The organism is Streptomyces sp. NPDC017056 (assembly GCF_044332485.1).
Lineage (GTDB): Bacteria > Actinomycetota > Actinomycetes > Streptomycetales > Streptomycetaceae > Streptomyces.
The window spans coordinates 355,794-379,542 of sequence record NZ_JBIRPD010000005.1; the positions used below are offsets into that span (position 1 = coordinate 355,794).

General features: G+C 73.0%; 23 protein-coding genes and 1 pseudogene. 15 read left to right on the forward strand and 9 right to left on the reverse strand.

From position 1 onward, the window contains the following. Positions 1-130 precede the first annotated feature (130 nt). A complete protein-coding gene (locus ACH4OW_RS12335) occupies positions 131-406 on the reverse strand; it encodes a hypothetical protein (RefSeq protein WP_398027127.1) in 276 nt (91 codons plus the stop codon). Here ACH4OW_RS12335 and ACH4OW_RS12340 point away from each other — a divergent pair. From ACH4OW_RS12340 to ACH4OW_RS12360, 5 genes are all read left to right on the forward strand, one after another. Continuing rightward, positions 405-1,163, forward strand: a complete 759-nt coding sequence (locus ACH4OW_RS12340; protein WP_398027129.1) for a DUF4239 domain-containing protein — start codon at positions 405-407, stop codon at positions 1,161-1,163. The two genes, ACH4OW_RS12335 and ACH4OW_RS12340, sit on opposite strands and share 2 nt — an antisense overlap. A 39-nt stretch (positions 1,164-1,202) precedes the next feature. Continuing rightward, positions 1,203-2,246, forward strand: coding sequence for a phosphotransferase family protein (locus ACH4OW_RS12345; RefSeq protein ID WP_398027131.1), 1,044 nt, complete (start codon positions 1,203-1,205; stop codon positions 2,244-2,246). Positions 2,247-2,383: 137 nt separating this feature from the next. Further along, entirely contained in the window at positions 2,384-3,310 is a 927-nt protein-coding gene (locus ACH4OW_RS12350) for a phosphatidylinositol-specific phospholipase C (RefSeq protein ID WP_398027133.1), read from the forward strand. A gap of 28 nt (positions 3,311-3,338) precedes the next feature. After that, complete coding sequence (locus ACH4OW_RS12355) at positions 3,339-4,409, forward strand: alpha/beta hydrolase (RefSeq protein ID WP_398027135.1); 1,071 nt, start codon at positions 3,339-3,341, stop codon at positions 4,407-4,409. A gap of 181 nt (positions 4,410-4,590) precedes the next feature. Then, positions 4,591-5,682 carry a trypsin-like serine peptidase gene (locus tag ACH4OW_RS12360; RefSeq protein WP_398027137.1) on the forward strand — a complete coding sequence of 364 codons (1,092 nt, stop codon included), beginning with the start codon at positions 4,591-4,593 and terminating at the stop codon, positions 5,680-5,682. Here the strand turns inward: ACH4OW_RS12360 and ACH4OW_RS12365 are convergent. Then, positions 5,654-6,688 carry a phosphatidylinositol-specific phospholipase C domain-containing protein gene (locus ACH4OW_RS12365; RefSeq protein ID WP_398027139.1) on the reverse strand — a complete coding sequence of 345 codons (1,035 nt, stop codon included), beginning with the start codon at positions 6,686-6,688 and terminating at the stop codon, positions 5,654-5,656. The genes ACH4OW_RS12360 and ACH4OW_RS12365 overlap by 29 nt on opposite strands. A 232-nt stretch (positions 6,689-6,920) precedes the next feature. Here ACH4OW_RS12365 and ACH4OW_RS12370 point away from each other — a divergent pair, with 232 nt between their 5' ends. From ACH4OW_RS12370 to ACH4OW_RS12385, 4 genes and pseudogenes are all read left to right on the forward strand, one after another. Further along, complete coding sequence (locus tag ACH4OW_RS12370) at positions 6,921-7,565, forward strand: endonuclease (RefSeq protein ID WP_398027141.1); 645 nt, start codon at positions 6,921-6,923, stop codon at positions 7,563-7,565. A 150-nt stretch (positions 7,566-7,715) separates the two neighbouring features. Then, entirely contained in the window at positions 7,716-7,847 is a 132-nt protein-coding gene (locus ACH4OW_RS12375; protein ID WP_398027143.1) for a hypothetical protein, read from the forward strand. After that, a pseudogene (locus tag ACH4OW_RS12380) lies at positions 7,847-8,005 on the forward strand (GNAT family N-acetyltransferase); the annotation flags it as partial. The gene ACH4OW_RS12375 and the pseudogene ACH4OW_RS12380, both read left to right, overlap by 1 nt. Before the next feature lie 3 nt (positions 8,006-8,008). Then, positions 8,009-8,158 (forward strand): hypothetical protein, encoded by a 150-nt coding sequence (locus ACH4OW_RS12385; protein ID WP_398027231.1) that lies wholly within the window; start codon positions 8,009-8,011, stop codon positions 8,156-8,158. On the opposite strand, the gene ACH4OW_RS12390 is transcribed toward ACH4OW_RS12385, so the two are convergent. The 3 genes from ACH4OW_RS12390 to ACH4OW_RS12400 form a co-directional block, all read right to left on the reverse strand. After that, positions 8,142-10,010, reverse strand: coding sequence for a transketolase (locus tag ACH4OW_RS12390; RefSeq protein WP_398027145.1), 1,869 nt, complete (start codon positions 10,008-10,010; stop codon positions 8,142-8,144). The genes ACH4OW_RS12385 and ACH4OW_RS12390 overlap by 17 nt on opposite strands. Beyond that, a complete protein-coding gene (locus ACH4OW_RS12395; RefSeq protein ID WP_398027146.1) occupies positions 10,000-11,409 on the reverse strand; it encodes an NAD(P)/FAD-dependent oxidoreductase in 1,410 nt (469 codons plus the stop codon). The genes ACH4OW_RS12390 and ACH4OW_RS12395 overlap by 11 nt, the downstream gene beginning before the upstream one ends. 139 nt (positions 11,410-11,548) lie before the next feature. Continuing rightward, positions 11,549-12,535 (reverse strand): NADPH:quinone reductase, encoded by a 987-nt coding sequence (locus ACH4OW_RS12400; RefSeq protein WP_398027148.1) that lies wholly within the window; start codon positions 12,533-12,535, stop codon positions 11,549-11,551. A gap of 92 nt (positions 12,536-12,627) precedes the next feature. Here ACH4OW_RS12400 and ACH4OW_RS12405 point away from each other — a divergent pair, with 92 nt between their 5' ends. From ACH4OW_RS12405 to ACH4OW_RS12430, 6 genes are all read left to right on the forward strand, one after another. Then, positions 12,628-13,698 carry a gluconate 2-dehydrogenase subunit 3 family protein gene (locus ACH4OW_RS12405; RefSeq protein ID WP_360130359.1) on the forward strand — a complete coding sequence of 357 codons (1,071 nt, stop codon included), beginning with the start codon at positions 12,628-12,630 and terminating at the stop codon, positions 13,696-13,698. A 12-nt stretch (positions 13,699-13,710) separates the two neighbouring features. Next, the gene (locus ACH4OW_RS12410) at positions 13,711-15,519 is read left to right on the forward strand and encodes a GMC oxidoreductase (RefSeq protein WP_398027150.1); all 1,809 of its coding nucleotides are present in this window, start codon (positions 13,711-13,713) and stop codon (positions 15,517-15,519) included. Between the two features lies 1 nt (position 15,520). Next, complete coding sequence (locus ACH4OW_RS12415; RefSeq protein ID WP_398027152.1) at positions 15,521-16,651, forward strand: cupin domain-containing protein; 1,131 nt, start codon at positions 15,521-15,523, stop codon at positions 16,649-16,651. Between the two features lie 12 nt (positions 16,652-16,663). Further along, positions 16,664-17,917, forward strand: a complete 1,254-nt coding sequence (locus tag ACH4OW_RS12420; RefSeq protein WP_398027154.1) for a hypothetical protein — start codon at positions 16,664-16,666, stop codon at positions 17,915-17,917. Continuing rightward, entirely contained in the window at positions 17,917-19,929 is a 2,013-nt protein-coding gene (glgX, locus tag ACH4OW_RS12425; RefSeq protein ID WP_398027156.1) for a glycogen debranching protein GlgX, read from the forward strand. Before ACH4OW_RS12420 ends, glgX begins: the two co-directional genes overlap by 1 nt. A 64-nt stretch (positions 19,930-19,993) precedes the next feature. Further along, complete coding sequence (locus ACH4OW_RS12430; RefSeq protein ID WP_398027158.1) at positions 19,994-20,521, forward strand: DUF2165 domain-containing protein; 528 nt, start codon at positions 19,994-19,996, stop codon at positions 20,519-20,521. Here ACH4OW_RS12430 and ACH4OW_RS12435 read toward each other — a convergent pair. The 4 genes from ACH4OW_RS12435 to ACH4OW_RS12450 all read right to left on the reverse strand — a co-directional run bounded on the left by ACH4OW_RS12435 (position 20,518) and on the right by ACH4OW_RS12450 (position 23,594). Then, positions 20,518-20,949 (reverse strand): hypothetical protein, encoded by a 432-nt coding sequence (locus ACH4OW_RS12435; protein ID WP_360130376.1) that lies wholly within the window; start codon positions 20,947-20,949, stop codon positions 20,518-20,520. The genes ACH4OW_RS12430 and ACH4OW_RS12435 overlap by 4 nt on opposite strands. Before the next feature lie 64 nt (positions 20,950-21,013). Beyond that, complete coding sequence (locus ACH4OW_RS12440; protein ID WP_398027160.1) at positions 21,014-22,189, reverse strand: FAD-dependent monooxygenase; 1,176 nt, start codon at positions 22,187-22,189, stop codon at positions 21,014-21,016. A gap of 134 nt (positions 22,190-22,323) precedes the next feature. Continuing rightward, a complete protein-coding gene (locus ACH4OW_RS12445; protein ID WP_398027162.1) occupies positions 22,324-23,454 on the reverse strand; it encodes a methyltransferase domain-containing protein in 1,131 nt (376 codons plus the stop codon). Continuing rightward, a complete protein-coding gene (locus ACH4OW_RS12450) occupies positions 23,451-23,594 on the reverse strand; it encodes a hypothetical protein (RefSeq protein WP_360130385.1) in 144 nt (47 codons plus the stop codon). Before ACH4OW_RS12450 ends, ACH4OW_RS12445 begins: the two co-directional genes overlap by 4 nt. Positions 23,595-23,749: the final 155 nt, after the last annotated feature.

The following is a 23,749-nucleotide window of genomic DNA, read 5'->3' on the forward strand; positions in this document are numbered from 1 at the left end:
CCAAGCCGCCCGAGCCCACGCCCTCACCACCGCAGACACAGACGCCGCCGCCCCGGCCGACGGCCACGCCTCCGCGCCCGTCCGCGCCGGCGCCCGTACCGGCACCCGCCCGGCCGGCCCCCGGCCCCACCTACCGCGGCCCCACGCCGCCCCCGCCGCCTCCCCCGGCGGCGCCGCCGCCGTCGAGCCGCCCGCCGGCGCCACAGCCCACGCCGACACCCGCACCGTCGGTCGTCCCGCCCCACGCGTACACGCCGTCGGCCCGCAAGCCGCGGGCGAGCCGCTCGATCGTCACCACGACGCTGCTGGTCACCGCACCGGCCGTGCTGGCGGCCGCCGCGCTGCGCCCCCGTTCGTCCAGCTCGTCCGGTTCCGCCGGGCGCCGTTCCTGATAGGAGGTCACCATGTCGGAATGGCTGGTGCTGGTCATCGCGATGGCCGCCGCGTGCGCCGTCGTCCTGAGCATCACGGTCCTCAAGCAGCGCCGCATCGGCGACGACGACGATCCCTCCGAGACGCCCGACGTCATCGAGTACATGACGATGATGGTGGGCGTGGTGTACGCGATCGTCCTCGGCCTGGCCATCGCGGGCGTGTGGGAGGCCCGGGGCGCCGCCGCGGACTCCGTGCGCACCGAGGCACAGGCCCTGCACGAGGTCAGCGAGCGGGTACGGGCCTACCCCGAGGCCACCCGGGAGCGTATCCGCGCGGATGTCGACGCCTACGTCTCCCACCTCGTCCACAAGGAGTGGCCGACCATGGCCGAGGAGGACCGGATCACCGAGCGCGGTACGCAGCTCCTGGACAAGGTCCGCGCCGACGTGACCGACTACCACCCGCGCAACGACTACGAGAGCCAGTCCTACCAGCCGCTGCTCGACCAGGTGGCGACGGCGGACGACGCCCGCAACGCACGCGCGGACAGCATCGCGCCGACCCTGCCGCCGGTGGTGTGGTTCGGACTGATCACCGGTGCCGTGATCACCGTCGGGCTGATCTTCACCCTGCAAATCCGCCGCTCCCCACGGGAGTTGCTGATGGCTGGCCTGTTCAGCGCGCTGATCGCTTTCCTGCTCTTCCTGGTCTGGGACTTCGACGCACCGTTCAGCCAGGGCATCTCGACCTCCGCCGACGCCTTCACGGATCTCTTCCCGGGGCTGTGACGCCGTGACGGCCGCTCCCCTTCGTGCGATCATGCGCGCATGTCGTCTGAGCTGCCGTTCACGGATGCCCTACGGGATCGACTCGGCCCGGCCCGCGCCGCGGTGCGGCTGGGCAGCAGTCCGCGCTCCAGGGTGTGGCGGATCGAGCTCTCCGGCACGCCCGCGGTGGTCAAGCAGGCCGTCGACGGCGCGGACGCCGGCGAGCGGTACACCCGCGAAGTGGCCGCGCTGCGGCTGGCTTCGCGGGTGACACCGCCAGTGGTACCGCGACTGCTCGGCGCCGACCCGGCCGCCCGTGTGCTCGTACTGGAACACGTGGAACACCGGCGCCCGGCGCCGGACTGGGTGGTCGGTTACGCGGCGGCCCTGGCACGGCTGCACGCGGCCACCGCCGCCGTACCCGCCGACGGCGTACCGCTGCCCGCCTGGTCCGGCCCCGAACGGAGCGACACCGCCGCCTTCCTGGCGCTCGCCCGGCGCCTCGCGGTCCCCGTGCCGGACGGGACGGACGCCGAACTGGAGGCCCTGATACGGCGGCTCGGCGCCGCGCCCGGCCGCGCCCTGCTGCACGGCGACCCGTGCCCCGGCAACGACCTGCACACCCCGGACGGCATCCGGTTCGTCGACTTCGAGCAGTCCTCCCTGGGCAACGGCCTCACCGAACTCGCCTACCTGCGCATCGGGTTCCCGACCTGCTGGTGTGTCACGGCCACGCCAGGACCGCTGCTGCGCGAGGCCGAGTCCGCGTACCGGGCGGCCTGGCGGGACGCGACCGGCTCCGCACCGCCGGGTGATCTCACCGACGCGTGCGCGGGCTGGCTGGTACGGGGCGACGCACTGGTCCAGCGCGCCCAGCGGGGCGCCACCGACCAGCTCGCCAGGCTCCCGGAGGAGGACTGGGAGTGGGGCACCGTCACCGCGCGGCAGCGGCTCGCGTACCGGCTCGGCGTCGTCGCGGAGCTGACCGCCGACCGTGACGACCTGCACCGCCTCGGCCGTCTCGCCGGCGCTCTGCGCACCCGCATGCTCGACCGCTGGCCCGCTCTCACCCCGCCACCGCGCCAACGGCCGCCAGAGGACTGAGGCCCGCCAACGCGCTGGCTTCGTAACGGGGTTGTCACCCGCCCTTCGCCCGCCGCCGCCTGTTCAGCGTGCCCGTCCTGTGCTTCGATGCTGCGATCACGTGTTCGCGCAGGTGGCGGAGGGACGGGGGCGGGCGCATGGACCGGCGGAGATTCCTCAAAGGGGCGGCGGCGGTGTCGGCCGCGGGGGTGCTGACGGGCGCGGGCAGCGGGCAGTTCACGGCCGCGGCGGCGGCGCGCCCCACGTACGCCGGGCGCGCCGCCACGCGAACCCGGCGCGCGGCCTCCGTACGGGACTGGATGTCGGCCCTCGGCGACCACACTCCCGTACAACGGCTCTCCGTCCCGGGCACGCACGATTCCGGCGCACGGCACGGCGGCCCCTGGGTGGCCTGCCAGAACACCGGCATCGCCGAGCAGCTGGACAGCGGCATCCGGTTCCTGGACGTCCGCTGCCGGGCCGTCGACTCGGTGTTCGCGATCCACCACGGCGCGTTCTACCAGCACCTGATGTTCGGCGACGTCCTGGTGGCGTGCCGTGCGTTCCTCCAGGCGCATCCGTCGGAGACCGTGCTGATGCGGGTCAAGCAGGAGTACTCCGAGGAGAGCGCGGCGGAGTTCCGCCGGATCTTCGACATCTACCTGGACGGCAAGGGCTGGCGGCCGCTGTTCCGGCTGGACGGCACGCTGCCCACCCTGGGGCAGGCCCGGGGGAAGGTCGTGCTGCTGGCCGACTCCGACGGGCTGCCGGGCGTGCGCTACGCCGACCCCCGGGTCTTCGACGTCCAGGACGACTACATGGCCGAGCCCTTCCGCAAGTACCCGCTGATCGAAGGGCAGTTCCGCAAGGCGGTCAAGGAGCCGGGCAAGCTGTTCGTCAATTACGTCAGCACCGCGGCGCTGCTGCCGCCCCGCTCCAACGCGGACCGTCTCAACCCGCAGGTCAAGAAGTTGCTGACCGGGTCGGAGGCGAGCGGCTGGACGGGGCTCGGCATCGTCCCGATGGACTTTCCCAACGCGTACGGCTTGGCCGAGACACTCATCCGGCACAACACGGGCGGTTGACATGGCGACGCGAAGACTTCCGCATCTCTTGCTCGCACTGCTGCTGGCGCTGCTCACCGTCCCGGCGGCGAGCCTGCCCGCAAACGCGGCCGGCAATCCCGCGCACACAGCCGGCAATCCGGCACGCGTCGTCGCGGAAGTACCGGTCGGCGACCGCATGCTGGATCTTGCGATCTCCTCCCCCGAGACCGACGCTCCGGTCAAATGGGTACGGCTGCTGCTGCCGAAGGGCTGGTCGAAGAACGCCGAGCGCACCTGGCCGGTGCTGTGGCTCCTGCACGGCGGTGGCGGCAACCACAAGGACTGGACCGACAACACACACGTCGAGCAGTTGGCGGCCAACCGCGACGTGCTCGTGGTCATGCCGGAGACCAGCGGGTGCAGCAGCTACAGCAACTGGTACAACTACAACAACTGGGGCTCCCCTGCCTGGGAGACGTACCTTCTCGACGAGCTGCGGCCGCTGCTGGAGCGGGACTACCGCGCCGGGACGGAGCGCGCCGTCGCGGGCCTGTCGATGGGCGGGCTGGGCGCCTTGAAGTTCGCCGCGGCGCGGCCCGGGTTGTTCCGCGCGGCCGCCTCGTACAGCGGCGCCGTCCACCCCCTGTACCGGTCCACCGACGGCGGGTTCTCCGGCCCGGACGGCGTCAAGCTGGGCGCGCTGACCTGCCTCGCCGACTGGAAGCGGGTCTGGGGCGAGCCCGGCTACCCGTTCGACACCGACAACCCCGCCGACCTGCGGCAGCAGTGGCTGTGGAAGCGCAACAGCCCCCTCGAACAGGCGGCCGCGCTACGCGGTACGCCGCTGTACCTCTCGTACGGGGACGGGACCACCGACGGCGGGCCCGGCTGGTCGTGGGGGAACGGCGACACCCCGCCCGCGCCGTCGCCCGCACGCTGCACCGACCCGCCAGCGCACGGTACGCAGGACCCGGTCGAGCGCACCGTGTACGGGATGAACCAGCAGCTGCGCGCCAAGCTGGGGCAGCTGGGCATCCCGGCGACCGTGTGCGCTTCGAAGGGCGGGCACACCTGGCCGTACTGGGAACGTGAGCTGGTCGCGTCCTTCCCGATGCTGATGAGCGCGCTGGGCGCCTGAGCCCCGCGGGCGGGTCCCGGCACCCGCCCCGGCCCCGCGCCGCATGCGCCAACCGGGTGAAAAGAGCGCGGCCGGGCAACCGGGCACCCCGATTCCCGCATCAGACAGGGCGGAACATCCACTCCCGGCTCCCCGGCCCCGCCCGCGGTGACGCCGCCTCACGGACGGGCCGCATCAGCAGGTGAGTACGACCGAGCGCGACGGCGGCACGCCGCCACCGTCCGCAGGCGGGCAGCGCAAGCGCCGCCGGACCACCACCCTCGGCCTCTGCGCCGCGCTCGTCCTCACCTGCGCCGGCACGGTCCTGGCCGTACGGGCCGTCGCGCACGGCGGCCACCTGGCGGCCGGCGACCCGGCCGGGGGCACGTACGCGGCGGACGCGGCCGAGGGGGACGCGGCGGCCGACGCCCTGCTCTCCGGCCCGTACACCGAACGCCCGGGACCGGCGCGCGCCGGCGTCCGAGCGGCCGGGCAGCAGGGCGGGGCCGCGGCGGAGAAGCGGGGCCCCGGCGCCACCGGCCTGCCCGTCTCGCGGCCGCTGCGGGCCGCACCGGCAGCCGTCGTCCCCGCCGTCGGCCCGCTCTTCTCACCCGGCGGCGACGGCGACGCCGACCACCACTGCACCGCGAGCGTGGTGCACTCCGCTGCGGGCGACCTGGTCGTCACCGCCGCGCACTGCGTGTACGACGGCGGCTTCCGCACCAATCTGGTCTTCGCGCCCGGCTACCACGACGGCGTCCTGCCGTACGGCGCCTGGGTGCCGTACCGCATCGACGTCGACCCGCGCTGGGCCGACGACCGGGACGACGCCTACGACGTGGCGTTCCTGCGGGTGCGCCGCCCGCACCACGCGGCCCCGGGCGGGCGGCGCGTCGAGGACCTGACCGGCGCCGAGCGGATCCGCTTCGCCCCGCCCGCCGGCCTGCCGACGCGGACCGTGGGCTACCCGGACGACCTGGAGAGCCCCGTCGGCTGCCAGAACACCACCAGCGGCGTGCCCGCCGGCCGGCCCGCCCAGCTGCGCTTCGACTGCGCCGGCCTCCCCAACGGGACCAGCGGCGGCCCGATGCTCACCGACGTCGACCCGGCCACCGGCCTCGGCACGGTGACCGGCGTCATCGGCGGCCTCGACGAGGGCGGCGACGACGAGACCTCGTACAGCAGCTGGTTCGGCCCCGGCACGGCCGCCCTCTACCGGCGCGCGGCCGGCGAGCGGGTGTGGACGCCGGACACGGACCCGCCGGCTACGCGCCGCGCGGCACCACCGTCTTGAGGACCTGCGGCAGCGGGTACCAGTCGGCGGTCGCGAAGCTGCCGTGGGCGGCGGCGAGCAGGTTGACGCGGTCGCGGGCCTGGGCCTCGGTGGGCCTGGTGCCGTCGATGGCCGGGGGCACCTTGTGCGCGTCGGTCATGACCAGGAGGTAGTGGCGGCTGTCGTACCAGGCGGTGTCGATGCCGCCCTTCGTGTACGCCGCGGCGTCCCCGTCGAAGACCACGAACCAGGGGCGCAGCGCCGCGTCGGCGTACCGGGTGCGCGGGTCGCCCGCCGCCGCGCCGTGCACCGCGGGGAAGGCGGTGGCCTCGGCGAGCCTGCCGCGGGCGGCGAGGTCCTTGAGGTGGGCGGCGTACTCGCGGTCGGTCCACAGCTTGTCGAGCGGGTTGTTCTCCTCGACCGTGCCCGGGATCAGCTCGAAGAGGAACTTGCCGTTCAGCGCGGACCGGGCGGGCCAGCCGTTCGCCCGTACGGCCTCGTCGAGGTCGCGGTGGCCGGCGGCCAGGTCGCCGGGCCCGTACACCGCGTCGCCCAGCCGGGAGCGGACCAGCGCGTCGAAGGCGGCCGGGCCCCGGCCGCTCCGGCCGTTGAAGCCGTCCTTCAGCTCGACCTTGACCATGATCGGCCGGTGGCCGGGGTGGGCGTCGTGCCACGCCTTCATGTCGGCGAGGCAGCCGCCGAGGTCCTGGTCACGCTTCTTGGTGTGCAGCTCGCCCGCGGTGGCGGCGTTGGCGCAGTTGCTGTTGTTGCCGAGCGGGTTGCTGTGCGAGACCCGCCAGGACTTGCCCAGCGCGTTCGTCCACACGTCCAGTTCCAGCAGGCTCGCGCCCGAGTCCAACGCGTCGGCGAAGTACGGGTACTTGGCCTTCTCGTAGGCGTTGTGGACGCCGACGGAGGTGGTGGCGCCGTACGATCCGGCGGGCTGCGCCGCGCCGGCCGGGCTCGCCACCGCCAGCATCACCGCCGCGGCGACCGCCGCCGTTCCCGCGCTCCGTGTTCTGCTCATGTTCCCCCGCTTTCGTTCCACTGGTTCCCCGGCAGCCCCCTCCGGCTCCGGAGTCACCAGCCCCTCCGGTCGAAGCAGAGCGTACGGGAGTTGACGGATGGTCCGGCCACCGGGTGGGTACGCGGAGCGGGAAACGCCGTGTCGACCCAGCAAACCAGGACGTGGAGGACATGTACGGCATCGTGGTTACCGTGGACACACCTGCGAACGACACCGCGCTCCGGGGCCGGCCATGAGTGGCGACCGCACCCGGATCCGCGCCCTCCTGGACACCTACGGCCGGACCTACGCCGACGAGGCCGGCATCCGCCTGAAAGACACGCCGCAACCCCTGTACCAGCTACTCGTCCTCTCCTGCCTGCTGAGCGCCCGCATCCAGGCCGGTATCGCGGTGGCGGCCTCGCGTGCACTGTCGAAGGCGGGGCTGCGCGACGCGCGGCGCATGAAGGACGCCACCTGGCAGCAGCGGGTGGACGCCCTCGGCGAGGGCGGCTACCGCCGCTACGACGAGCGCACCGCGACCCAACTGGGTGACGGCGCCGACCTGTTGCTCGACAAGTACGGCGGCGACCTGCGCCGGATGCGGGACGCGGCGGACGGCGACACGGACCGGCTCCGCAAGCTGCTGCGCGAGGTCCCCGGCCTGGGGCCCGCCGGCACGGACATCTTCCTGCGGGAGGCCCAGGCCGTCTGGCCGGAACTCGCACCGCACCTGGACGCCAAGGCGCTCCAGGGCGCGGAGCGCGCCGGGTTGCCGACGTCGCCCGACGCGCTGCTCAAGGCCGCGGGCAAGGCGGAGCCCGCGGTACTGGCGGCGGCCCTGGTCCGCGCGGCACTCGACAAGAAAGGCGCGGAGGAGATCCGCGACACGAAGTGAGCCCTGGGCGCTTGGGGGCCGGCGTCGACCGCTTCGGCAGCTGTCGCGTCGTCAACACCGCCACCGGCGGCGGCCCCCCTGCTCACCGGCCTCGCCTCGGCGGCGGTCTACGCTGGTGTCTGGGCCGCGCCCCTGGTCGGGCAGGCGGGGATGGCGTGGTTCGGCGCCCACTGGCTCGGGCCCGTCGGCGCCGTGCTGATCGTGCCGGGGCTCGCGGCGGCGGAAATGATCACCACCGAACGCCTGCGCCTGCGCCCGCTCACCGAGGCCGCCACCGACTAATGGGTGCGTCTGCACGCCGACGAAGAGGTCAACCGGTTCGTCGGCAGCTACACCCGCCAGCAGGCCGCGGCGCGCACTGGGCCAAGGGGTACGCCACGGAAGCCGCGCGGGCCGTCCTCGCGTGGGGCTTCGGAACCCTGGAGCTGGAGCGGATCACCGCCATGGTCGCCCCGGGCAACACCTCCTCGGCCGCCGTCGCCCGGCGCCTGGGGTTCACGCCCGCACGCGAGGACACCGTCCTCGGCCGCCCGTGCACCGTCCACGCGCTGACCCGGGACGGCTACCGGCGGGCCCTCACGGCGACTTCGTGAGCAGCCCCCTCGCCGTCGCCGCGATCGCCTGCGCGTCGATGCCGGCCGCGCGCAGCTGCTCCTCCGGGGACGCCGACCCCGGCATGGTGCGCACCGCCAGCCGGACCAGGCGCGGCACCGGGCCGCCGTCGGTGAAGGCGTCCAGTACCGCGTCGCCGAGGCCGCCCTCGGGGTGGTGGTCCTCGACGGTGATGATCCGCCCGGTGACCTCGGCGGCCTCCCGCAGCGTGGGCAGGTCCACCGGCTTGAGGGAGTACAGGTCGATGACGCGGGCGGGCACGCCCTCGCCGGCCAGGGTGTCGGCGGCGGCCAACGCCTCGTGGACGGTCACCCCGGCGGCCACGATGGTGATCCGGTCCTCGGGGGTGGCCCGCAGCGTCTTGCTGCCGCCGATCGGGAACTCCTCCGCCGGCCCGTAGATGACGGGGCTCTCGCCCCTGGACGTCCGCAGGTAGCGGATGCCCTGCGCGTCGGCCATGGCGGCGGTCAGGCGGGCCGCCTGGTTGGCGTCGCACGGGTACAGGACGGTGCTGCCGTGCACGGCGCGGAACGCCGCCAGGTCCTCCAGGCCCATCTGGGACGGCCCGTCCTCGCCGATGGCGACGCCCGCGTGCGATCCGACGAGGTTGAGGCCGGCCCGGCTGACGGCGGCCATCCGCACGAAGTCGTAGGCGCGGCTGAGGAACGCGGCGAAGGTGGTGGCGTACGGCACCCAGCCGCGTACCTGCATGCCGGTGGCGGCGGCCACCAGCTGCTGTTCGGCGATGTAGCACTGGAAGTACCGGTCGGGGTGGGCGTCGCCGAACATCTGGGCGCGGGTGGAGTCGCCGACCTCGCCGTCCAGCGCGACCACGTCCTCGCGGGCCGCGCCGAGGGCGGCGAGTGCCTCGCCGAAGGCGTTGCGGGTGGCGACGGAGTCGCCGACCTTGTAGTCCGGCAGTTCGGGCCGGCCGCCGCCGGGCCGCAGCCGCGAGCGGGCCTCGCGCGGCGGCCGCACCCGTACGCGCAGGTCGCGTTCGCCGCCCAGCTCCTTGATCGCCTCGGCGGCGTCCTTGAGCGGCTTGCCGTGCTTGCCTTCCTGGTCGGCCACCTCGCGCACGCCCTGGCCCTTGCGGGTCTTCGCGATGATCGCGGTGGGCCGGTCGGTGGTGGCGGCCGCCTCGGCGTACGCCCGGTCGACGGCCACCACGTCGTGCCCGTCGACCTCGACGGTGTGCCAGTCGAAGGCCCGGATGCGGCGCGCGTAGGCGTCCAGGTCCCAGCCGTGCCGGGTGGGGCCGCGCTGGCCGAGCCGGTTCACGTCGATGATGGCGGTGAGGTTGGCCAGCTTCTCGTACCCGGCGTGTTCGAACGCCTCCCACATCGAGCCCTCGGCCATCTCGCTGTCGCCGCACACCACCCACACGCGGTACGGGACCCGGTCCAGGTCCCGGCCCGCCAGGGCGAGGCCGACGCCGATGGGCAGGCCCTGGCCGAGCGAGCCGGTGGCCACGTCCACCCACGGGATGCGCGGGGTGGGGTGCCCTTCCAGCAGGCTGCCGTTCTTGCGGAAGCTCAGCAGCTGTTCGTCGGAGAGCGCGCCGGCCGCCTTGCCCATGGCGTACACCAGGGGCGAGGCGTGCCCCTTGGAGAAGACGAGGTGGTCGTTGCCGGGGTTCTCCGGGTCGTCGAAGTCGTAGCGCAGATGCTCGCTCAGCAGTACCGCGCCCAGGTCGGCGGCGGACATCGAGGAGGTGGGGTGGCCGGAGCCGGCCGCGTCGGCGGCCCGTACGGCGTCCACCCTCAGCTGCTGTGCCAGCTCGCGCAGCCGGCCGTACCGGGCGTCGTCGCCCGGTCCCTGCTCAGTGGTCATCAGGTTCCTTCCGCTTGTCGGTGGCACCGGACGCGTCCGGTGCCGGTTCCCCGTCTTCCCCGTCGCGTGCGCCCGCCGGGATGCGGGCCAGTTCGGGTGCCGCGGTGTCCAGCGGCACCGACCAGGAGCGCACCAGGCCCAGCTGCACGCCCTGGCGCGGCAGCGCCGCGTCCAGCAGCCAGTCGGCGGCGACCCGTACGCGGTTGCCCGGCATCGCCATCAGGTGGTAGCCGCGGGTCACGGCGTTGGCGACCGGTCCCGACAGCGGGACGTGCAGCGGGTTGGCGGCGGCCTGTACGCCGCCGAGGTCGACCATGAAGCCCAGGTCGTGGTGTTTGTAGGCGCGCGGTTCGCCGCGGCCGTAGGAGGCGGCGACGTTGTGCGCGGCGACCTTCCCTTGGCGCTGCGCGTGCTGGGCGGTCATCGGCGTCGTCCGGCCCGGCCTGGTCAGGTCGGGTACGGCGGCGGCGTCGCCGCAGGCGATCACCTCGGGGTGGCCCGGCACGGCGAGGAACTCGTCCACGCACAGCCGGCCGCGCTCGGTGGGCAGCCCCAGCGACTCGACCAGCGGGTCGGGCCGTACGCCGACGCACCAGATCAGCGACCGGGTGTCGACGGAGGTGCCGTCGTCCAGCAGCACCCCGTCCGAGGTGGCCTCCTTGACGGAGGTCCCGGTGCGGATCTCGACGCCGCGTTTGCTCAGCACCCGGTGGGCGGTGCGCGACAGCCGCTCGTCCAGTTCGGGCAGTACCCGGTCGGCGAGGTCCAGCAGGATCCAGCGTGGCTGGGGCGCGCCGCGCAGCCCGGCGTTGCGGCGCGCCAGCGACCGGGTGAACGTCACGCCGTGCGCGGCCACTTCGGTTCCGGTGTAGCCCGCGCCGACCACGACGAAGGTCGTGCGGGCGGCCCGTTCGGCCGGGTCCTCGGCGGCGCCGGCCAGCTCGATCTGCCGGGTCATGTGGTCGCGCAGGTAGAGGGCTTCCGGCATGCCGCGGAAGCCGTGGGCGTGCTCGGCGACGCCGGGGATGGGCAGCAGCTTGTTGACGCTGCCGACGGTCAGCACCAGGCGGTCGTAGCCGAGCGAGCCGGTGCGTCCCTCCGGGTCGGTGTACTGGACCCGGCGGCCTTCGAGGTCCACCCCTGCGACCTGGCCGAGGACCAGCCGGACGCCGGGCAGGGTGCCGGTCAGCGACACCGAGACCCGGCGCGGCTCCAGGATTCCGGCCGACACCTCGGGCAGCAACGGCAGGTAGAGGAAGTAGTCGTTGGGGTTGACCAGCACGATCTCAGCGGCGCCCCTGGCTTTCTTCGCGAGCGTGCGGGCGCACTCGTACCCGGCGAAGCCGGCCCCCACTATCACCACGCGCGGCCGCTTGCGGTCACGGCTGTCCGCCACCATCTGCGTCTCCTCTCACCCAGTCGTCCTGCCCTGATCGGCCCGGGTGCCCGCATTCCGGGCGGGTATGTACGCCGTCCGGCCCAGCCGCGCGGCACCGGTCGCCGTTCGGCCACCGGGCGCCGGGGCCCACGGGGCCCGCTCAGTCCGGCAGGGCGAGCAGCACCCGGCCCGGCGCCTTCGGGCGTTCGACGGCCTCGTGCGCGGCGGCGACGGCGTCGAGGGGGTACACGGCGGCGACGGGCCAGCGCAGCTCGGCCACGGCGGCCGCGGCGGTGAGGTCGGCGACGGCCAGGCGTACCGCCTCGCGGGGGAAGTCGTCGTAGCCCAGCAGCCGCAGCGTCACGTTCTTGAAGGCCAGCGGCCAGAAGGGCAGCGCGGGGGCGGGCTCGCCGGTCGCGTAGGCGGCGATCGTGCCGCCGGGGGCGACCAGGCGCGCGTCGCACGCCGCGTTGGCGCCGAAGGCGACCTCGACGACCCGGTCGGCGCCGCGGCCGCCGGTCAGCGCGAGCACCGCGTCCAGGGCCTCGGCCCCCGCGCACACCGCCGCGTCCACGCCCAGCGCCCGAAGCGCGGCCAGCTGGCCGGGGCGGGTGACCGTGCCGATCACGCGTGCGCCGCCGCGCCGCGCCAGGGCGGCCGCCGCGCGGCCGACGCTGCCCAGCGCGCCCGCGACCACCACCGTCCGCCCGGTCACCGGGCCGTCGGCGAACACCGCGCGGTGCGCGGTGATGCCGGGGATGCCCAGGCAGGCGCCCTGCTCGGCGGTCACCTGGTCCGGCAGGGCGCCGACGCAGCCCTCCGGTACGACCGTGTACTGGGCGGCGGTCCCGTACGGCCGGTAGCTCTGCGCGTACGAGCACCAGGCGCGGCGGCCGACCCAGGCGGCGGACACGCCCTCGCCGACCGCGTCCACCACCCCCGCCCCGTCGCTGTGCGGCACGGTCCGCGGGTAGGCGGGCGCGGCGGCACCCGGCCAGCCCTGCCGCTTCTTCACGTCCCCCGGGTTGATCCCGGAGAACGCCAACCGGATGCGCAGTTCCCCCGGTCCGGGGTCGGGAGTGGGCAGCTCCCCCACGCGCAACACCTCTGTGGCCGGCCCCATTTTCTCGTACCAAGCGGCGCGCATACGGGCACGATACGGCGCCTGCCGACGGCGTGGACAACCCCCGCCGCGCGCAATACTTTCGATGGCACCTCAAGACGGCTCGGGGGTGCGCGGTGAAGATCGAGGTCATCGAGAAAGACGATCAGTACATTCTGAATCACTGCACCAAATATCTCGCCCGGGACAGTTCGGAACCCCGCCACGATTTCGGCCAGTACGCGGCCGGCGACGCCCGCGCGGCGATCTGCGAGGCGTGGCGCTTCCCGGTCGTCGACGCGCACTGGGACGGGGCGTCGGCGGCCGGTTCGTACCGGTACAACGACGTGACCTTCGTGTACGACGGCCGCCGCACCGCCCCCGCCTCGGTGGCCGTGCTGGGCACCTTCGGGCCGCTGCACTCGCCGGTGCCGCTGCGTCCCCTGGTGTTCGCGGGCGAGCCGACCGGGTTCCGCGCCGCCACCGTGCGCGTCCCCAAGGGCCAGGTGCACACGTACAAGTTCGCGGTGGACGGGGTGTACGTGCTCGACCCGGTCAACCCGCAGCGCACCGTCCTGGACAACGGCGAGCCGTGGTCCCGCTTCTTCACCGACGCCTGCACCGTGCCGCTGTCGTTCAGCCGCGCCGAACGCGACCTGCTGGGCCGGCTGGTGTGCCATCTGCTGCCCTTCCGGCTCGACGAGAACCGGCGCTTCGTACGCGGCGTGTACGAGTCGCTGGACCGGGCGGCCAGGGACGAGGAATTCCCGCTGGCCTACCAGCTCGACGACGAGGTAGGCACGGTCAACTACATCGACAAACTGATCGCCCGCCAGGAGCAGCACCACGCCGACGATTACCACACCTGCCTCAAAATCATCGGCGAAATCATGCGGTCCCGTTTCGGCGGCCTCGACCCGGCGGCCGCACCGCCGGAAATGTACGCGGATCTCTACCGGCAGATGGAAACCGAAAAGGTGGACGGCTGGGACTACTCCCGTTACGGAAGTCCGCGGTTCTTCCTGCTGCTTCTGCGGCGGCACGCGATGACCGGCGCTTTCGTCCACCCGAAACACGGCGGGAATTCCGGCGCGGCGGGCTGGATGTACCTGGAGAGCAGGTTCCGGGACGCGGCGGACGGCACGCTCTTCGACTGGCGGCGGGCGATGGAGTCGCCGCTGGGCCACAACACCGACTACCGCGGCTGAGTGGGGGACGGCATGGACGGGGAGAGCGCCGCGATCGTCGTCATCGGCAGCGGCGCGGGCGGCTCGCCGCTCGCCCACACGCTGGTGCGGGCCGGCCACCGGGTCGTGATGCTGGAGAAGGGGCCGCTGCTGCGTACCCAGGCGCAGAGCCCCACCGGGCTGTCGGACTTCAAGCGCGACGAATCCTTCGCGACCGGTTCGGAGAAGCGCATCACCGTGCAGGGCGTGGCCAACACCGGGGAGTCCTACTTCTCCAGCCACGTGGAGCCCGACCTGAACGACGAGCCGCACGTCTACCGCGACAGCGACGGCAGGGACCGCGTCACCATCGAGGGCTACACGGCTCAAGTGGTGGGCGGCGGGACGCAGTTGTACGGCGGCGTGTCACCCCGGTTCACCCCCGAGGACCTGCGGCTGGCCACCCTCAACGCGGCGCGGGACGACCTGCGCGACGACCCGGGCGGCGACGTGCGCAGGGAGGCCCGCGACTGGCCGCTGGACTACGCCGCTCTGGAGCCGTACTACACCAAGGCCGAGGAGCTGGTCGGCATCAACGGAACCTGGGAGGGCCAGGCCAAGGTGCCGTCCCGGGACCGCTACCAGCCGCCGCTCGACCCCAACCCGATCAGCGCGTACGCGGCCGCCGGCATGGACGCGCTCGGCATGCGCCGCTACCGCACGCCGCTCGCGGTGATCACCCGGGACCACGCGCCCAGCGGCCGTACGGTGCCCGCCGACACCGACACCGTCAAGACGGCGTTCGTCAACCGCTACGGCGACCCGTTGGGCCTGAAATCCAACACCTGGGTCTCCCTCCTGGCGCCGCTGCGCGACACCAACGGCAGCGGTGTCCTGGACCTGCGGGCGAACTGCACCGTCACACACCTGGAGGCGGACGGCCCGCGCGTGACGAAGGTGCACTACCGCGACCCGGGCGGGCAGCCGCGTACGATCGCCGCCGGCACCGTCGTCGTCGCCTGCTCCGCGATCGAGTCCGTACGGCTGCTGAAGCTGTCCGCGCTGCTCGACCCGGCCTTCGACAAGCGCGTCAACGCCAACGGCCTGCTGGGGACCTACTTCCTGACGCACTGCTTCGGCGGCGCGCAGTGCATCGTGCCGGGCCGCGCGGACAAGTCCAAGACGCTGGACTCGGACTGGGCCACCGACCACTGCGCGCGCCCCGAGTGGTTCCGCGCCCAGGGCCTGTGGGCGGGCGGCGTGATCTACAACAACACCTCCGACGGCGCCCTGCCCATCTCGCTCGCCCGCACCTGGCACGCGATGGACATGGACAACATGTGGAAGGGCTACCTGTACGACACCGGCATCGTCGGCAACGGCTTCGAGGACTACCTGGAGGACAGCTTCGGGCGGCGCCTGTCGGTGGCGTTCATGGCCAACCAGGTGCCGCAGCGCGACAACCGCATCGAGCTGCACCCGGGCGTCAAGGACAAGTGGGGCCGCCCGGTCGCGTACATCATCAAGACCTGGCACCCGCACGACCGGGCGCTGATGGACACCCTCGCCGAGCAGTGCCGGCAGATCCTGGTGCGCGGCGGCGACGTCCGCGACGTCAGCTCGGGGTCGGTGGGCGGTTCGGTCGTACGGATCGCCAACCACGTACTGGGCGGCGCCAGGTTCGGCCGGGACGCCGCGGACTCCGTCCTCGACCCCGACTGCCGGGCCTGGAACTTCGACAACCTCTACGTCACCGACGGGGCGTTCATGCCGACCTCGGGCAGCGCCAACCCGACGCTGACCATCGAGGCCAACTCCTTCCGCGTCGGCGACGTGCTGCTGGACAGGGTCGGGAGGCCGTGACATGGACAGCCGCTTCGACGAGGTCTACACCCACCCCGAGAACGAGATCTTCCGCGTCGTCTTCTACCCCGACCGGATCTACCACGCCCGCTACCTCAACGCGACGCGCTCCTCCCGCTACCGCTACTACGTCGCCGAGGTGCGCGGCTCCGCGGACGGCACCGCCATCAAGGGCGACGTCTTCCTCGGCGGCGGCAAGCTGTGCCCGATGCTGCGCATCGAGTACTCCGGCATCCGCCTCGTCGAGCAGGCCAGGGAGTTCAACCGGCGCCTGGGGCCCCGTACGAAGGCGTGGCTCAAGGTCACCGGCGAGGACCCGGCGGACTCCGCCGAGGCGATCGTCACCCTGCACTGGGACCCGGTCATCGGCGCGTACGCCGCGGAGATCTGGGAGACCCTGGAGCCGCCGGACGGCACCGCGCACGACCACCGGGTGCTGCCCCTGATGGGCCGCGACGCGCCGATCACGCGGGTGCCGCAGCTGTCCCCGCTGCTCGGCTCGGTCACCGAGGTGGCGATGGCCTTCCGCGAAGACGGCGTGCTGTACCCGACGGGCCAGCGGCTGGGCAACCCGCAGTGGGACAACGCCTACCTCCGCTCCCACCAGGAACCGCGCTCCCAGGAGCCCAGCGACCCCCGCAACACCGTCGCCGACAGCAACTACCTCCTCGACTTCCAGCGCGGCTTCTTCATTCCCGACGCCTCGCGGATACAGCCGGTCAGCTACCGCAACGCCATGACCGACGAGGGCAACCCGGACCGCAGGGACGACAACATCGTGCAGATGCGCTGGCTCTTCCAACGCGAACTCGGCAGTGACCTGGTGTTCTTCCACGAGGTGACGGTGCCGCCCGGCGCGGTGGAGGGCACCCACCGGCACATCGGCTCGGAAGAGCTGTACTACGTCGTCTCCGGCACCGGCACCGCGTACATGAGCGACGGCGACGACCCGACGACCGCCGCCTACCCGCTGGTCGAGCGGCCCGTCTTCGGCATCGGCCCGGTCAAGTGCCGGGAGCTGCCGGTCACCCCGGGCAGCGTGCTCTACACCAAGAGCGGCGGCGTGCACGGCATCCGCAACCCGGGCACCGAGCCGCTGAAATTCGTCGCGTTCCTCTACCACACCACCTGAGGCGGTCCCGCGATGCCCAAGATCGTGCACACCGACTCGGTCTTCCGCGTCGACCCGGTCAAACCCCCGGACTACGCGGAGGACAACCCGCTGCTCAAGCTGCTGGGCCTGGTCGAGCGCACCCGTTTCGCCGCCGAACGCGAACTGTACGAGCCCGGTTCGCTCCAGTACCTCTACCCGCTGCGCACACTCCAGTTGTACGGCCCCTCCTCCCCCAACCAGGACCAGCTGGACCCGACACAGCAGGACGACAAGACCGACTTCCAGAAGCAGAACGTCCGCGACTTCACCCTCGCCGACACCCGGGCGGTGCGCGGCTGGGCCGAGGTCGGCGACTGGCGCGGGCCGTTCCTCCAGCTCTCCTACCGGGGCGGCCCCGACTCCGCGCTGTGGCGCGAGGCGGGCCAGCTCGGCGACGCCATCGGCTGCGTGCTCTCCGTCCAGGGCAGCCGCCCGGTGCCGGTCCGGGTGCCGTACGACGAGGAGACGGACTTCTACACCGTCGAGCTGTGGGGCCGGGTCGACGACGGGCTGCGCGACCTCCTCGGCCCGCGCGGCCGGGCGGCGCTGGACTCCGGGCTGCTCCAACCGAGCCCCGACCTCGTCACGGGGCTGGGCCAGGACTTCCTCCGCGACCAGCTGACCAACCAGGACCTGCGTCTGGTCGCCCCGCGGCACGCCATGCACCCCGTACTCCCCTGCTACGTCGACGTGCGCTGGACCGCGAGCCCGGACGGCGCCGGGTCCGCCGACCCACCCTCCGGATCGGTACGCCTGGGCTTCGAGATGAAGATCCGCGGCTGGGACAACTACCTCGGCGTGGGCACCAGCGCCAACCCGCACGGCGGTGTCGGATTCCTCGAATTCCGCACCCTGTTCAGCGAGTACGGCCGCTGGGCCGGCAGCAATGACCTGCGGCGCGCCCTGGAGCCGTACAACCTCGACGCGTACGGCAACAAGGGGCACGCGAGCGGCGACGTGGAACCCTTCCTCGCCGTCACCTACATGGACCTGCACGTCCTGGACCCGGCCTGCGGCATCGGCCTGCACCGGCACCGCGACAACCAGGAAGTCTTCCTGATGCTGGAGGGCGACGGGCTGATGGTGATCGGCGACTGGGCCGACTCCGGCAGCCGGGTGCGCTCCTTCGAGGTGCGGCGGCTGCCCGCCGGCCACCTCGCCCTCCTCAAGGGCGGCAACCTGCACGGGCTGATGAACCCCGCCGACCAGCGTGCGTCCCTCTTCATGTTCGGCGGCTACGACTGATGGCCGCCCCTCCGGTACCCGGCGATCCGTACCGCCCCGGCGCCCATTGGGACGGCTCCGGCACCTCCTTCGCCGTGTACTCCTCGGCCGGCGCGTACGGCGGCCCGGTCGAGCTGTGCCTGCTCGGCGAGGACGGTGAGCGGCGGGTCCCGATGGCGGTGGACTGCGACATCTGGCACACGTACGTGCCCGGCGCACGCCCCGGCCAGGGCTACGGCTACCGCGCGCACGGCCCGTTCGCACCCGGGCGCGGCCTGCGCTTCGACCCCTCCAAGCTGCTGCTCGACCCGTACGCGAAGGTCTTGAAGCCGGTCGGGGAACGGGCACTCCTGCCGCTGGTCGCCGACCCGGCGTTCGACTGGGGCGACGACCGGGCGCCGCGCCACCCGTGGTCGCGGACGTTCCTGTACGAGACGCACGTCAAGGGGCTGACCGCGCGGCACCCCGACGTACCCCCGCCGCTCCGCGGCACCTACGCCGGACTGGCGCACCCCGCCGTCACCGGGCACCTCAACCGCCTCGGCGTGACAGCCGTCGAACTGATGCCGGTGCACCAATTCCTCCCCGAGCCGTTCCTCCTCGACCGCGGCCTGACCAACTACTGGGGCTACTCCACCATCGGCTTCTTCGCGCCGCACGCCGCGTACAGCGCGGCGGGGCACGAGGGCGGCCAGATCACCGACTTCAAGCACATGGTGAAGACCCTCCACGCCGCCGGCATCGAAGTGATCCTCGACGTCGTCTACAACCACACCGCCGAAGGCCCGCCCGACGACCCGGCACTCTGCTTCCGCGGCCTGGCCAACGAGATCTACTACCGCCTGGACCCGGCCGACCCGGCCCGCTACGTCGACACGACCGGCACCCGCAACACCCTCGACGCCGGCCGCCCCGAAGTACTGCGCCTGATCATGGACTCGCTGCGCTACTGGGTCACCGAGATGCACGTGGACGGCTTCCGCTTCGACCTGGCCGCGACGCTCGCCCGCCAGTACGGCTACGTCGACCGCCTCGCCGCCTTCTTCGACCTGCTCTACCAGGACCCGGTCGTCGGCCGCGTCAAGCTGATCGCCGAACCGTGGGACGTGGGCGCGCCCGACAGCTACCAGGTGGGCCGGTTCCCGCCCGGCTGGAACGAGTGGAACGACCGCTACCGCGACACCGTCCGCGACTTCTGGCGGGGCCGCCCGGCCGTCGGCGACCTGGCGAGCCGGATCGCCGGCTCCGCCGACCTGTACGCCCCCGAACGGCGCGGCCCCGACGCCTCCATCAACTTCGTCACCTGCCACGACGGCATGACCCTGACCGACCTGGTCACCTACGCGCAAAAGCACAACGAGGCCAACGGCGAGAACAACCGCGACGGCACGGACGACAACCGCTCCGCCAACCACGGCGCCGAAGGCCCGACCAGGGACCCGGCCATCATCTCCGTACGCGAACGCCAGCGCCGCAACATGCTCGCCACCCTCCTGCTCTCCCAGGGCTGCACCATGCTCCACGGCGGCGACGAACTCGGCCGCACACAGGGCGGCAACAACAACGCCTACTGCCAGGACAACGAGACGAGTTGGTACGACTGGTCGTCCCCCACCCCGCTCACCGACTTCGTACGCCGCGCCGTCGCCCTCCAACGCGAGCACCCGGCACTCCGGCGCACCACCTTCCTGACCGGCTCCGGCGATCCCCCCGACATCGCCTGGTACGACCGCGAGGGCCGCCCGATGACCCCGGCCCGCTGGCAGGACCCGGCCACCCGCTTCCTGGCCTTCCTGCTCGCCGGGGACCGCGCGCCCGCACCGGACGCCGACCTCCTGGCGCTGCTCAACTCCGGCGCCGACGCGGTGGACTTCCCGGTTCCCGGGCGGCTCGGCGCGGTGTACGAAGTGGTGCTGGACACCACGGCCCCGGACGGCGCCCCGGCGTCCTCGGCCCCTCTCAGGACCGGGGACGTCCGCACCGTGCCGGCGCGCACGGTCCTGATAGCGACGGCGGCCCTGCCATCCGGCTGAAGGTGCCCCTAAAGTGCCCAGGTCAGCACTCCACCGCAGACCAGGCACACCAGGGGGACCGGCCATGCCCGCCACCAGACCACCGCAGGCCCTTGCGCTCGCGGCGACCGTGCTCACCGGCACGGTCGCGCTCTACATGGCGCTCGTCGCGTTCGGCAACATCACCGACTTCGGCACCAACCAGGCGTTCGTCCAGCACGTCCTGGCCATGGACACCACCTTCAAGGACCCCGACCTGATGTGGCGGGCCATAGAGTCCCGCACACTCCAGAACATCGCCTACGTCCTGATCATCACCTGGGAAACGGTCGCGGCGCTGCTCCTCGTCGCGGCAACCGTGCTGTGGGCACAGGCACTGCGCCGGGGCGCCGGACACACCGGCGCGCGGCGCTGGAGCACCACCGGCCTGCTGATGGTGCTGCTGCTCTTCGGCGCGGGCTTCATAGCCATCGGCGGCGAGTGGTTCTCCATGTGGCAGTCACAGAGCTGGAACGGCCTGGAAGCCGCCACGCGGAACTTCGTGGTGGCGGGCGTGGCACTGGTGATCGTCCAGCTACGGGCCGCCGACGAGCGGCAGCCAAGCACGCCCTAGACGCCCACGGCTGTGCTGTGCACCCTCATCGGCCCGTCCACCGCGTCCCAACGCAACAGCACTCCGGACCGGTCGACGCGATACCAGACTTCCTCGGGGTCGAAAGGCGTGCACTCGGTGACCCGGTAGCCGTCTTCGGCCAGCTCGGCGACCGTCCGGTCGAACGTCGGAACGGGCTCACGCGTGCGCCGCCCCGGGGCACTGGGCAGGGAGACGGCACGGTCACCGGACTCGACCTGCAGATGCCACAGCCTTCCCGCTCCGGTGAACCCCAGCTCCAGATCGCCGTACAGGCAGTAGACCGGATCCGGAGCCTCACTGGCGAACGCGTCCGGCTCGCCCCAGCGGGCCACCACGTCGCGGTAGCGGACTCCGGGTGCGGCCGCGCCCAGTACTCCCGTCCGCAGAAGCCCTGCGAGACCTGTCACGAACCTTCACTCCTCGACTCACGGGCGCGCGGACCGGCCCGGACGTGCCGGCCGCCGCCCGCCCTCACCACTCGATGCGGTAGCCGGTCAGCCACGTGTCGGCGCCGTCGCCGCCGCGTCCGACGCTGCGCGGCAGCAGCACGTCGCGCACCACCCGCCGCAGCGTACCCGGCGCCGCCCGGCGGGCCATGAGGGCACTGTGCGCGACCACCCGTTCCACCCTGGCGCGGCGCAGTTCCTCGTACGCGGCGAAGGCCCGCCGGGGCTCGTGCCGGTCGCGCAGGCACTTGGCCAGGACCACGCCGTCCTCGATCGCCATCGAGGCGCCCTGGGCCGCGTTGGGCGCGGCGGCGTGCGCCGCGTCACCGATGATCACCATGGTGTCGGAGTACCACTGCGGGGTCGTCGCGAGGTCGTAGGCGTGGGAGCCGACGATGTGGTCACCCGTGGCGCGGACGACGTCGGCGGCCGGGCCGCGGTCGCCGGCCAGGAGCGCGGCGACCCGCTGCCGCCACTGGTCCGCGGTGACGGCGGCCAGGTCCTGGCGGGACCGCTCGGGGCCCGGCACGTCGGCGAACCACCACACCTCGCCGTCCGGCGCCGTGGTACAGCCGAAGAAGACCCGCCTACCGTAGATCATGGTGTAGGTGTCGGGCGCGGACGGCGGCTTGACGTCCCGGGTGTAGCCGCAGACGGTGTTCTGGCCGGTGTAGCGGGGGCGGGGCGCCGCCGCGTCGATCATCTTGCGGACGACCGAGTGGATGCCGTCCGCGCCGATCAGCAGGTCGCCCTCGGCGCGGCTGCCGTCCGCGAAGGAGGCCACCACCCGCCGGTCGCTGACGGTCTCGGCGGCGACCAGCCGCTTGCCGTGCCGCACGGATATCCCCCGGCGGCGCGCCTCGTCGTGCAGCACCCGGTAGAGCGTGGCACGGGTGAGCGTACGGGGGCCCATGCCCGCCTCACCTGCGGCGCCCGCCAGCGGACGCTCGCCGAGCCGCTTGCCCGTACCACTGAGGAACTCCACCCGCTCGGCGGGAAAGGAGTTGGCCACGACCGTGCCATGGGCGCCGATGACGCGCAGCGCCTCCAGCCCGTTGGCGAAAACGACGAGGAAGGCACCGACGTCGTCGGCGCCGGACGGGTACGCCTCGAAGACCTCCGCTTCGATGCCCGCCTTCTGCAAGGCCATCGCGGTCACCGCTCCCGCGATGCCACCACCGATGATCAGAGCACGGGTCATGGCGTCCCCCCAGGTGAATCGCCGGCCACGGGGCGGAGCCCCGCCCCGCCACCGTCCAGACTGCCGCCGGCGGACGGCGGGAGCCAGACCCCGTGCGCGGGGCCGGCTCCCGGGTGCCCTCGCCTCCGAACCGGTCAGGGCCGCAGCGCGGGAGCGACACGAGCCGGCTCGACCACGGCGTCCGGTGTACGCAGCCAGACCCGCAGCTCCCCGGCTTCGGCGACCGTCGCCCCGAAGTCGCCAAGCGGCGGCCGGCCGGCCGCGACGTACTCCCGCCGGACCTCCAGGAGCTCCTGCCACAGGTCGCGTTCGCGGCCGTAGACCGCGGCCCAGCCCTCCTCGGCCAGTACCCCCGAGCCGGCCCCGTCCCAGAGGAAGAGCCGGTCGGACGACCCGGTCATGTGCACCCCCGGCAGGCGGGCGCCGGCATACAGGCCGAAGGCCAGGCCCGTGAACGCGTCCAGCCGCCCGTCGGGCAGTTCGTGGCAGCGCTGTGGCGTGGTCCCGTCCACGGCCGACGACACCGTGGACCGGTGGGCGCGCATCGGCATGTACGAGGCGCCGCCATGGAAGGAGCCCGTGACGGCCCCGGTCGCGGCGTCCTTGACGAACCGTGCCAACAGCCCCGAAGAGAAGTCACGCACCAGCGGGGCGACCAGGACACCGCCCGGCCGCAGCTGGCGCAGGAGCGCGGGCGGGACCGTGCGCAGCGCGCACGTCGCGATGACGCGGTCGTACGGCGCACCCGGCGCCCACCCGGCCGCGCCGTCCGCGACGTGGACGGCAGGCGCCAGGCCGGCCCGCGCGAGGTTGTCACGGGCCCGCGCCGCCAAGGTCTCGTCGATCTCGACCGACGTGACGTTCGCGTCACCGAGGCGCAGACACAGCTTCGACGCCAGGTCGCCGGTCGCCGTACCGATCTCCAGGGCCGTCATCCCGTCCCGGAGATCGAGCAGGCCGAGCATCTTCGCGGCCATGGACGGCATGGAGTTGGAGGAGCTGGCCACGCCAGGGCCGCCGGCCCGGCCGTCGTCCACCTGGGTCACCACGGGCGAGTCACTGTAGACCAACCGGTACCGCGCGTCCGCGTCGGTCACGGGCTCGCAGCGGTCCGGCCGCTGGACCCAGACCTGCTCCGGCAGCCAGTGCTCGCGGGGGACGCGTTCCCAGATCTCCCGCCACGGCGGCACGAGCAGGCCGCACCCGGCCAGCTTGCCGACCAGCGCGGCCTGGCCTTCGTGCACCCGCGGGGGAACGGCCGTCACAGCTTCAGCTCTTCGTCCATGAGCACCTTGCCGTTGCCGTCCGGGGACGGCGGGTCCGGCGGTGGTGTCCACGGCTTGTCGCTCGGCGGGCCGGCGTGCTTACCGTCGTCGGCCAGGACCGCCATACGGAGTCCGTGCACGAGGTACCTCCTTCATGTCCTTGCCGTCCTGTTCACGGCAGTGGAGAGATGCCCTGTTCCACGGAAAGAAACCAAGAGCAGACCGGCTCCGGCACCGGCGCGGAGGGGCGCACGGAAGCGTGCGTCCGGCCTGCCGCTTCAACGCGCATCCCGTG

Coding starts and splice junctions, on each gene's coding strand:
- ACH4OW_RS12340 (WP_398027129.1), top strand. CDS start 405: ATGTCGGAATGGCTGGTGCTGGTCATCGCGATGGCCGCCGCGTGCGCC.
- ACH4OW_RS12335 (WP_398027127.1), bottom strand. CDS start 406: ATGGTGACCTCCTATCAGGAACGGCGCCCGGCGGAACCGGACGAGCTG.
- ACH4OW_RS12345 (WP_398027131.1), top strand. CDS start 1,203: ATGTCGTCTGAGCTGCCGTTCACGGATGCCCTACGGGATCGACTCGGC.
- ACH4OW_RS12350 (WP_398027133.1), top strand. CDS start 2,384: ATGGACCGGCGGAGATTCCTCAAAGGGGCGGCGGCGGTGTCGGCCGCG.
- ACH4OW_RS12365 (WP_398027139.1), bottom strand. CDS start 6,688: ATGAGCAGAACACGGAGCGCGGGAACGGCGGCGGTCGCCGCGGCGGTG.
- ACH4OW_RS12370 (WP_398027141.1), top strand. CDS start 6,921: ATGAGTGGCGACCGCACCCGGATCCGCGCCCTCCTGGACACCTACGGC.
- ACH4OW_RS12375 (WP_398027143.1), top strand. CDS start 7,716: ATGGCGTGGTTCGGCGCCCACTGGCTCGGGCCCGTCGGCGCCGTGCTG.
- ACH4OW_RS12385 (WP_398027231.1), top strand. CDS start 8,009: ATGGTCGCCCCGGGCAACACCTCCTCGGCCGCCGTCGCCCGGCGCCTG.
- ACH4OW_RS12390 (WP_398027145.1), bottom strand. CDS start 10,010: ATGACCACTGAGCAGGGACCGGGCGACGACGCCCGGTACGGCCGGCTG.
- ACH4OW_RS12395 (WP_398027146.1), bottom strand. CDS start 11,409: ATGGTGGCGGACAGCCGTGACCGCAAGCGGCCGCGCGTGGTGATAGTG.
- ACH4OW_RS12400 (WP_398027148.1), bottom strand. CDS start 12,535: ATGCGCGCCGCTTGGTACGAGAAAATGGGGCCGGCCACAGAGGTGTTG.
- ACH4OW_RS12410 (WP_398027150.1), top strand. CDS start 13,711: ATGGACGGGGAGAGCGCCGCGATCGTCGTCATCGGCAGCGGCGCGGGC.
- ACH4OW_RS12415 (WP_398027152.1), top strand. CDS start 15,521: ATGGACAGCCGCTTCGACGAGGTCTACACCCACCCCGAGAACGAGATC.
- ACH4OW_RS12420 (WP_398027154.1), top strand. CDS start 16,664: ATGCCCAAGATCGTGCACACCGACTCGGTCTTCCGCGTCGACCCGGTC.
- glgX (WP_398027156.1), top strand. CDS start 17,917: ATGGCCGCCCCTCCGGTACCCGGCGATCCGTACCGCCCCGGCGCCCAT.
- ACH4OW_RS12430 (WP_398027158.1), top strand. CDS start 19,994: ATGCCCGCCACCAGACCACCGCAGGCCCTTGCGCTCGCGGCGACCGTG.
- ACH4OW_RS12440 (WP_398027160.1), bottom strand. CDS start 22,189: ATGACCCGTGCTCTGATCATCGGTGGTGGCATCGCGGGAGCGGTGACC.